The following is a 9,312-nucleotide window of genomic DNA, read 5'->3' as shown; positions in this document are numbered from 1 at the left end:
CGACCTTCGAGAGGGCGACGTCGATCCTCGAGTGGCGGCGCACGCCCGAGCGCCTCGACCTGCTGACCACTAAGTTCGTGCTCGACTGCTGGCGCCCGGCGCGTCGGCCGCGGCGTACGGCCAACTGAACAGCGGGCGAGCACAATAGGGAGGTGCTCTACCGAGATGAGGCAATCGTCCTCCGCACCCACAAGCTGGGCGAGGCCGACCGCATCATCACGCTGCTGACCCGCGAGCACGGCCTGGTCCGCGCGGTGGCGAAGGGCGTGCGCCGTACGACGTCGCGGTTCGGCTCGCGCCTCGAGCCGTTCACCCACGTCGACCTGCAGCTCGCGGTGGGGCGCAACCTGGACACGATCACCCAGACCGAGACCAGGGGTGCGTACGCCGCCCCGGTCGGCGCCGACTACGAGCGCTACACCGCCGGCACGGTGATGCTCGAGACCGCCGAGCGGCTGGTGGTCGAGGAGCGCGAACCCGCAGTCCAGCAGTTCCAGCTGCTGCTCGGGGCGTTGCACGCGATGGCGTCCGGCGATCGGCAGCCCGGGCACGTGCTCGACTCCTACCTGCTCCGTGCGCTCGCGGTCGCCGGCTACGCCCCGGCCTGCGTCGACTGTGCGCACTGCGGTCGCTCGCCGGGGCGGACTCCTGACGGGTCTCCGGGCAGCCACCGCTGGTTCAACCCGGCGATGGGCGGCGTGCTCTGCTCGACCTGCCGGATCCCCGGCTCCGCCAGCCCCGCTGCCGAGACCCTGGTGCTGCTCGGCGGGCTCCTCTCCGGCGACTGGCCGGTCGTCGAGGCCGCCGACCCTCGCCACCTCCGCGAGGCGAGCGGCCTGATCGCCGCCTTCGTCCAGTGGCAGCTCGAGCGCGGGCTGCGGTCGCTGGCGTACGTCGAGCGGTAGCGAGCGCGTTTCGCGGCGACCTGTCCGTTTATCAAGGGATGCAGCCGAACGAGCGGTTCCCAGTGTGAATTGGGCCTGGGGAGTGACCATTCGTCTGCATCCCTTGATAAACGGACACAGGTCGGGCCAGGCCAACCCCGCACGGCCACCCTCGTCCCGGATCAGCTCGCCCATCCGAGCTTCCGCTCGAGCCGCGCGCGCGACGTTGCGAGATCGTCGTAGTCCGACCAGATGAACCGAATCATGTTGCAGTCGGACAGCTCCCGAAGGAGATCCTCGCGGACCTTCTCCTCGAAGACGACGTCGCCGGGGTCCTGACCCGGCTTGAGCAGCCGGCCGTACTTGATCCGCCCGTCGAACTCGCCGAGGAGGCGGCGTTCGGGCCACGCCCAATCCGTCACGCCAGCCAGCTCGCCGTTGGGGTGGAAGATCTCGAACTGGGGGATCGGCGCAGGAACTCCGAGGACCCAGAACATCCAGTTGCCACGGGACTCGCCGATCGAGCCGGCACGCGGATCGGCCATCCGGACAGGGATCTGAAGGTGGCGCATGAACGGCCAGAACTGCATCTCCACGAAGCGGCGCCGCAAGGCATCGACGTCGTACTTCTTGTGACGGAGGCCGGACTCGAACAGGCACAGTGCGACCTCGTTGTTGGCGCGCGATCCGGCCTCGAGCACGCATCGTTCGGGGCGGAGCACCAGGTGGCCACCTAGACGCACGACGTCGGCGTCGAGTGCGAGACCTTCGTGGTGGACGACATCTCCCTCGATCCGGCCGGGCCCGCCGTCGAGGCGGGTGACGTGGACGCGGCCGAGGGGTAAGCCCCAGACCTCCAGCTCATGCCTGACGCAGCCCGACACATGGCTCAGCGCAACGGCGTCGCCCAGTGAACGCATCACCGCGTTCGAGCGCACCCTGTGGCGCCCGACCGGGGACAAGGCTCCCCATTCGTCGCCGAAGGAGTAGGAACCGCGGCGGAAGCGGACCCAGTAGCCGGTCCGGACGTTGCGGGCGATGTCGCGACCGGCGAAACCGGCGGACAGCGCCTCCTGTCGGGTGAAGAATCCGTACTCCTGGGTGAGCACGCGAAGTGGGTCCATGGCGCGAGCATGATCCGCCCCACCGGCTCCCATCTTGGTCCACCCGGGTGCCTGTGGATGAGATGCGCCGGGAGTGCTGCGGTGGACGGTTCGTGGGCCCGAGGGATCGCCGCGCGGCTCGTGTTCGGATATCAAGGGATGCAGCCGAACGGATGTTTCCCAAGCCGAATTCACACGGGGAAGCGATCGTTCGGCTGCATCCCTTGATAAACGGACGTCTCCGCACCCTGACAAACTGCACCCGTGACCCGCGCCTCCCGACGGACTGCACAGCTGCAGCGTCGTACCGAGCCCCGCAAGCCCACCCCGCACCCGTCGGGTGCCCGGCCGCCGGCGATCCCAGCGGAGCTGGTGCCGGAGCACGTCGCGATCGTGATGGACGGCAACGGCCGGTGGGCCCAGGAGCGGGGGCTGCCGCGCACGAAGGGTCACGAGCAGGGGGAGCACTCGCTGTTCGACGTGGTCGAGGGGGCGATCGAGATCGGCGTGAAGGCGATCTCCGCCTACGCGTTCTCGACCGAGAACTGGTCGCGGAGCCCCGACGAGGTCAAGTTCCTCATGGGCTTCAACCGCGACGTCATCCGCCGACGCCGCGACGAGATGCACGAGCTCGGGGTGCGGGTGCGCTGGGCCGGCCGCGCGCCACGCCTCTGGAAGTCGGTGATCAAGGAGCTCCAGGTCGCCGAGGAGCTGACCAAGCACAACGACGTCCTGACCCTGACGATGTGCGTCAACTACGGCGGCCGCTCCGAGCTCGGCGACGCGGCCCGCGCGCTGGCGAAGGACGTCGCGGCCGGGCGGATCAACCCCGACAAGGTCAACGACGCCACCCTCGGGCGCTACCTGTACGTGCCGGAGCTGCCGGACGCCGACCTGATCTGGCGGACCTCGGGGGAGCAGCGGCTCTCGAACTTCATGCTCTACCAGGCGGCGTACGCCGAGCTCGTGTTCTCCGACGTGCTCTGGCCCGACGTCGACCGCCGCCACCTGTGGGAGGCCGTCGAGACCTACGCCAAGCGCGACCGGAGGTACGGCGGTGCCGACCCCGCCTGAGTCCGGCGATCTGCTGCCGAGCGACCCGCGGTGACCGTACGCTTCGGTCCCATGATGAAGTCCTCCCGCTTCGCGAGCGTGCTCGCGCTCGCCTTGGTCGGCTCCCTCTCCCTCGCCGCCTGCGGTGGAGACGACGGTGACAGCGTCGCCGAAGACGTCGAGACCGTGATCGTCACCGAGACGCCCGGCGGCGACGACTCGACCGCGCCGACCGACGCCACGAGCAGCCCGACCGAGCCGACCACCACCGAGACCTCGGTCGAGATGACGATCGCCCCGACCGGCGAGGTCGACCAGGCGGAGCTCGCCGAGGACATCCAGACGGCTCAGGAGGTCACCGACGCCTGGTGGGCCCTCCACTGGAACGAGTACTTCACCGGCAGCTACACGCCGCCGAACGTGGTCGGGCTCTACGACGGCTACGACGAGGCGAACGCCCCGACCTGCTTCGGCGAGGTGCTGCCGCCGGGCAACGCGTTCTACTGCCCCGACGGCGACTACGTCGCCTGGGACAAGACGCTGCTCGAGCTCGGCTACGAGATCGGCGACTCCTGGCCGTACCTGATCATCGCCCACGAGTGGGGCCACGCGGTCCAGGCCGACCTGTCGATGGACCTGCAGTCGGAGCAGTACGAGCTGCAGGCCGACTGCCTCGCCGCCGCGGTGCTGTACGGCGCCGCGCGCGACAACCCGCCGACGCTGCAGTTCGAGCCGGGCGACGAGAAGGAGATCGTCGACGGTCTCAACTTCATCGCCGACGAGGTGCCGTGGGGCATGAGCGGCGACCACGGCGACTCGTTCCAGCGGATCGAGGCGTTCAACCTCGGCCGCACCGACGGCGTCCCCGGCTGCCTGCCCGGCATGACCAACTGACCGACCCGGCCCACCCGGCCGGTGAGCCGCCAAGCGGCCCCTATCGAAGCCTGCGTCGACCGCGAGGCCGGCAGCGTGTCGCACCGCGGCGAAGCCGCACGGTGCGCAGCCCCCGGGCAGAGCGAAGCGAGGCCCGGGCGGCGAGCACCGTCTGCGACACGCTCGGCCAATCAGGCTCAGTGCTCGTCGTAGTGCGCGCCGTGCTCGGCGTGCCGGTGCCCGTCGTGCACGTAGTCGACGTGGTCGTCGTGCGGGACCGCCAGGTGGCCGCAGCCGGGCCCGTGCTGGTGCGGATGCGTCTCGGTCGGCTCGTGCTCGGTCGGCCCCGCGTCAGGGAACGGTGCGCGCAGCCGGGCCCGGTGCCGGGTCCAGACGCCGACCGGCCACGCTACGACGTACCCGGCGAGGGCCAGCAGCACGATGGTCGGCCCGGGCGCGGCGTTGACGTCGTACGTCGACGCGAGCGTCGCCAGCACCAGCCCGCCGACCGAGGCCACGGTGCCGAGCACCATCGCCGACGCGATCGTGGTGCGGAAGGAGCGCGTGAGCTGCTGCGAGGTCGCGACGGGCACCACCATCAGCGCTGAGACCAGGAGCAGGCCGACCGTCCGCATCGCCACGGTCACGCTGACCGCGGCGAGCACCGCGACCAGCACGTTGTAGAACCGCACCTGGAGACCCGCCACCCGCGCGAACTCCTGGTCCTGTGCGACCGCGAACAGCTGGGGCGCCAGCCCGAGGCACAGCACGATCACCACCGCGGCCAGCACCATCGTCACGACGACGTCTCCGTTGGAGATGGTCGTCAGTGAGCCGAACAGGTAGCGCTGAAGGGTGGCGGTGCTGTTGCCACCGATGCCGCTGATCAGGATGCCGCCCGCGAGTCCGCCGTAGAACAGCAGCGCGAGCGCGACGTCGCCGTTCGTCCGCCCGCGTTCGCGGACGATCTCGATCAGTACGGCGCCCGCGGTTGCGACGAGCACGGCGGTCCACGTGGGAGAGGTGCCGGTCAGCAGGCCGAGCGCGACGCCGGTCACGGCGACGTGGCCGATGCCGTCGCCCATCAGCGCCAGCCGTCGTTGGACGAGGAAGGTCCCGACCGCCGGGGCAGCGAGGCCGGTGAACAGGGCCGCGATGAGCGCCCGCTGCATGAACGGCTCCGCGAACAGCTCGGCCAGGCTCATCGGATGGATCCGTTCGGCGAGGTGGTCGGGAAGGCGACCTGCGGGGCGTGGTCGGGGTGGGCCGGAGCGGCGTGGTGGTGGTGCGTGTGCGGTTCGCCGAACCAGGGCTCGTGGGCCTCGTGGTCACCCAGCGGCGCCCCGTCGTAGATGACCCGACCGTCGCGCATCACGACCGCCCGGTCGACGAGCGGAGCGAGCGGGCCCAGCTCGTGGGCCACGAGCACGACCGTGGCCCGCCGCTCCTTGAGCGCGGCGAGAGCGGCCGCGAGCGCCTGCTGGTTCGGACGGTCCACGCCGGCCGTCGGTTCGTCGAGGAAGAACAGGTCCGGCTCGCCGGCGAGCGCGCGGGCGATGAGCACCCGCTGCTGCTGGCCGCCGGAGAGGTGGCTCACGGTGTCGCGGCGGCGGTCCGCCAGTCCGACCACCTCCAGCGCCTCCTCGATGGCGGCGCGATCGGCGCGGGAGAGCGGCCGCAGCAGCTTGCGTCGGGTGAGCCTGCCGGCGGCGACCACCTCCCAGACCGATGCCGGGACCCCGGAGGCGGCGGTCGCGCGCTGGGGCACGAAGCCGATCCGCTGCCAGGAGCCGAAGTCGTCGAGGCGGGTGCCGTAGATCCGGACCTCGCCCTTGCTCAGGGGATGCAGTCCGAGCAACGCCCGGACCAGCGTGGACTTCCCGGACCCGTTGGCCCCCATCAGGGCGAGGAAGGTGCCGACCTCGACCGAGAGGTCGATCCCTCGCAGCACGGGACGACCGCCGAGCTCGACCGCCCCACCGGCGATCGAGATCGCGACGTTCGCGGACTCGGGGACTACTGACATCCGTTGGCCTCGCGGAGTGCGTCGAGATTGGACTGCATCAGTGAAAGGTAGTCCTCGTCCGACGTCTCGTCCGTCAGACCCTCGATCGGGTCGAGGGTGGCGGTGGTCAGGTCGAGGTCGCTGGCGAGCCCGGCCACGAGGTCGGGCTCCAGCGGCTCGCTGAACACGGTGGTGATCCCGTCCTCCCTGATGAGCTCCTGCAGCTCGCCCACCACGGCGGGCGACGGCTCGGCGTCGGGGGAGAGCCCGACCAGGGGAGCGACGTGCACGCCGTACTTCTCCAGGTAGCCGAAGGCGTCGTGCGACACGACGATCGCGTCGCGTTCGCAGTCGGCGAGGCCGCTGCCGAAGCTCGCGTCAAGGTCCTCGAGGTCGGACCGCAGGGCAGTCGCGTTCGCCTCGTAGTCGTCGGCGTGGTCCGGGTCGATCTCGCCGAGCTCCTCGGCGACCGCGTCGCCGAGGTCGGCGACCCGCAGGGGGTCCTGCCAGAAGTGCGGGTCGACGTCGTCGTGCCCGTGCTCCTCCTCGCCGGCGTGCTCGTCGTGCTCCTCGGCCGACTCGTCCGCGGCCACGAGGTCGACGACGTCGGCGGCGTCGAGGGTGACGCCCTCTGCGTTCTGCTCGACCGCGTCGTCGACGGCCGGCTGGAAGCCGCGCTCGAAGACGACCAGGTCGGCCGCGGAGATCTCCGCGGTCTCGTTGACGTTGAGCTCGAGGTCATGGGGCTCGGTGCCCGGCTGGGTCAACAGCTCCACCTCCGCGTGGTCGCCGGCGACCCGCTCGGCGACGTACGCCAGGGGGTAGAACGCCGCCGCGACGGTCACGCCGTCGTCGGCGTTGGCTCCACCCTCGTCGAAGGCGGAGCAACCGGCAGCGGTCAGGGCGAGCGTGGTCACGGCGGGCAGCAGGATCGACAAGCGCATGAGAATCATTCTCAACTCCTGCCCGCGGCGAGTCAAACCGAGGCCCTCCCGGCACGGTAAGTGGTTGGTAAGTCCCTCGGCGCACGATCTCCCCAAGAGATCAACCACCAGCCCGGACTTCCCGAGGAGACCGCCATGAAGACCATCACCCGACTCGTCGCGGCGCTCGCGATCGCGCTGCTCGTCCCGCTCCTGCACTCGCCGTCGGCGTCCGCTGCACAGATCCTCCAGCCGAGCGGCCGACCCGGTTACGTGAGCCTCAACGGCCCGATGATCACCGGCTACGACTTCCAGACCCGGCTCGCCAACGGGACCTACTTCTACTCCAAGAGCTGGGAGGCGAGCGGGTTCACCGTCGGCCGCAGCGCGGCGTACAACGGCCTGCAGGACGTCGTGGGGATCTACGCGCTGCAGCGCTTCGTGAACGGTCAGTGGACGACCTGGACGCGGCGCGAGTACAGCGGTCGCGTCAGCGGCACCGGGACCGTCAACTTCCCGCGGTGGGCCTACTACCCGTCCAACCAGCCGAACTCCCGCTACGCCTACCGCTTCGTCTACGTGATCGCGTGGTTCGTCGCCGGCACCACCCAGCGGCTGGGCATGGAGACGATCGTGCCCAGCACCACCTCCGACAACCGCTGCCACACCCGGTTCGGCCTGCGGTGCGAGTCCTACTGGGACGGCATCGTCTTCTGACCCCGGCGCTACCCACAGCCCCACCCTCCCGAGCACGGGCCGACCTGCCATAGTCGGCCCGTGCTCGTCGTCAACAGGTTCCGTGTCCCCGCCTCCGACGACTCCTTCCGAGAGTCGCTCGAGCAGGCGCACGCCGTGCTCGCGGCCCGGACCGGGTACGTCGACGGCACGCTCGGCCGCAACCTCGACGAGCCCGACCTGTGGGTGCTCACCACCCGGTGGGAGAGCGTCGGCGCCTACCGGCGGGCGCTGTCGTCGTACGACGTGAAGCTGAGCGCGGTGCCGATCCTGAGCCGGGCGCTCGACGAGCCCAGCGCCTACGAGATCGTGGAGCCCGGCTCGGTTCTGAACGTGCACGAGGCACGCGTAACCTAAGGTCTCGTGACGGTCGCCAGAGCGACCTCCTCGACCAACGGGGAGGCCGGTCGCCAGGGCGACCCCCTCGACACCGAAGAACGCTCCGCAGCCGGCGGAGTCGTCCCCTAGAGAAGGAACCGCCGTGGCCAAGCCGCCCCCCACCGCCGTCGACCAGGTCGTCTCCCTCGCGAAGCGGCGGGGATTCGTCTACCCGTGCGGCGAGATCTACGGCGGCACCCGCTCCGCCTGGGACTACGGCCCGCTCGGCGTGGAGCTCAAGGACAACATCAAGCGCCAGTGGTGGAAGTCCATGGTGCAGATGCGCGACGACGTGGTGGGTCTCGACTCGTCGGTGATCCTGCCGCGGCAGACCTGGGAGGCCAGCGGCCACGTCGCGACCTTCAGCGACCCGCTCACCGAGTGCCAGTCGTGCCACAAGCGGTTCCGGGCCGACCACCTGCAGGAGGAGTATGCCGAGAAGAAGGGCATCGACGATCCCGACTCCGTCGACCTCGCCACTCTCGCCTGCCCCAACTGCGGCACCCGCGGCGCGTGGACCGAGCCCCGCCAGTTCTCCGGCCTGCTGAAGACCTACCTCGGCGTGGTCGAGGACGAGTCGGGCCTCCACTACCTGCGCCCGGAGACGGCGCAGGGCATCTTCCTCAACTTCGCCAACGTGGTGACCTCGAGCCGGGTGAAGCCGCCGTTCGGCATCGCCCAGGTCGGCAAGAGCTTCCGCAACGAGATCACGCCCGGCAACTTCATCTTCCGCACCCGCGAGTTCGAGCAGATGGAGATGGAGTTCTTCGTCAAGCCGGGCGAGGACGAGGAGTGGCACCAGTACTGGATCGACACCCGCACCCAGTGGTACGTCGACCTCGGCGTCAAGGCCGACAACCTGCGCCACTTCGAGCACCCCCAGGAGAAGCTCTCCCACTACTCGAAGCGGACCGTCGACATCGAGTACCGCTTCCGGTTCGCCGGTTCGGAGTGGGGTGAGCTCGAGGGCATCGCCAACCGCACCGACTTCGACCTCTCGACCCACGCGGCGGCGTCTGGCCAGGACCTCAGCTACTTCGACCAGGCGGCGAACGAGCGCTACACGCCGTACGTCATCGAGCCGGCAGCCGGTCTGTCGCGCAGCCTGATGACCTTCCTGGTCGACGCCTACGAGGAGGACGAGGCGCCCAACACCAAGGGCGGCGTCGACAAGCGCACCGTGCTGCGGCTCGACCCGCGGCTGGCGCCGGTCAAGGTCGCCGTGCTCCCGTTGTCGCGCAACGCCGACCTCACCCCCAAGGCCAAGGACGTCGCCTCCGAGCTGCGCCGCGCGTGGACCGTCGACTTCGACGACTCCGGCGCGATCGGCCGCCGCTACCGGCGGCAGGACGAGATCG

General features: G+C 70.2%; 10 protein-coding genes. 6 read left to right on the top strand and 4 right to left on the bottom strand.

What is annotated here, in order from left to right; all coding sequences use genetic code 11:
- Positions 1-152: 152 nt before the first annotated feature.
- Positions 153-905, top strand: coding sequence for a DNA repair protein RecO (recO, locus tag H0488_RS19275; protein ID WP_183100856.1), 753 nt, complete (start codon positions 153-155; stop codon positions 903-905).
- Positions 906-1,066: 161 nt separating this feature from the next.
- On the opposite strand, the gene H0488_RS19270 is transcribed toward recO, so the two are convergent.
- Entirely contained in the window at positions 1,067-2,008 is a 942-nt protein-coding gene (locus tag H0488_RS19270; RefSeq protein WP_183100855.1) for a type IV toxin-antitoxin system AbiEi family antitoxin domain-containing protein, read from the bottom strand.
- A gap of 243 nt (positions 2,009-2,251) precedes the next feature.
- Between H0488_RS19270 and H0488_RS19265 the strand changes: the two genes are divergently transcribed.
- The gene (locus tag H0488_RS19265; protein ID WP_376768478.1) at positions 2,252-3,061 is read left to right on the top strand and encodes an isoprenyl transferase; all 810 of its coding nucleotides are present in this window, start codon (positions 2,252-2,254) and stop codon (positions 3,059-3,061) included.
- A 51-nt stretch (positions 3,062-3,112) separates the two neighbouring features.
- Positions 3,113-3,934, top strand: coding sequence for a neutral zinc metallopeptidase (locus H0488_RS19260; protein WP_183100854.1), 822 nt, complete (start codon positions 3,113-3,115; stop codon positions 3,932-3,934).
- 176 nt (positions 3,935-4,110) lie between these two features.
- Here H0488_RS19260 and H0488_RS19255 read toward each other — a convergent pair whose 3' ends face one another.
- Genes H0488_RS19255 through H0488_RS19245 form a run of 3 tightly spaced genes read right to left on the bottom strand, consistent with a single transcriptional unit; the run spans position 4,111 to position 6,862 of the window.
- Positions 4,111-5,118, bottom strand: coding sequence for a metal ABC transporter permease (locus H0488_RS19255; protein ID WP_183100853.1), 1,008 nt, complete (start codon positions 5,116-5,118; stop codon positions 4,111-4,113).
- On the bottom strand, positions 5,115-5,939 hold the full coding sequence (locus H0488_RS19250; RefSeq protein WP_183100852.1) for a metal ABC transporter ATP-binding protein: 825 nt from the start codon (positions 5,937-5,939) through the stop codon (positions 5,115-5,117). Before H0488_RS19250 ends, H0488_RS19255 begins: the two co-directional genes overlap by 4 nt.
- A complete protein-coding gene (locus tag H0488_RS19245; protein ID WP_220794792.1) occupies positions 5,930-6,862 on the bottom strand; it encodes a metal ABC transporter substrate-binding protein in 933 nt (310 codons plus the stop codon). Before H0488_RS19245 ends, H0488_RS19250 begins: the two co-directional genes overlap by 10 nt.
- Before the next feature lie 135 nt (positions 6,863-6,997).
- On the opposite strand from H0488_RS19245, the gene H0488_RS19240 reads away from it, so the two are divergent.
- The 3 genes from H0488_RS19240 to H0488_RS19230 all read left to right on the top strand — a co-directional run.
- Positions 6,998-7,558: a hypothetical protein gene (locus tag H0488_RS19240; protein ID WP_183100850.1), complete on the top strand. Its 561-nt coding sequence runs from the start codon at positions 6,998-7,000 to the stop codon at positions 7,556-7,558.
- Between the two features lie 60 nt (positions 7,559-7,618).
- Positions 7,619-7,933, top strand: a complete 315-nt coding sequence (locus H0488_RS19235; protein ID WP_183100849.1) for an antibiotic biosynthesis monooxygenase family protein — start codon at positions 7,619-7,621, stop codon at positions 7,931-7,933.
- A gap of 124 nt (positions 7,934-8,057) precedes the next feature.
- On the top strand, positions 8,058-9,312 hold a 1,255-nt coding region (locus H0488_RS19230; RefSeq protein ID WP_183100848.1), incomplete at its 3' end, for a glycine--tRNA ligase.

Source organism: Nocardioides pelophilus, from assembly GCF_014180685.1.
GTDB classification, from domain to species: Bacteria; Actinomycetota; Actinomycetes; order Propionibacteriales; family Nocardioidaceae; genus Nocardioides; species Nocardioides pelophilus.
Note: the sequence above shows the minus strand (reverse complement) of the source record. Positions and strands in the feature narration are given on the sequence as shown.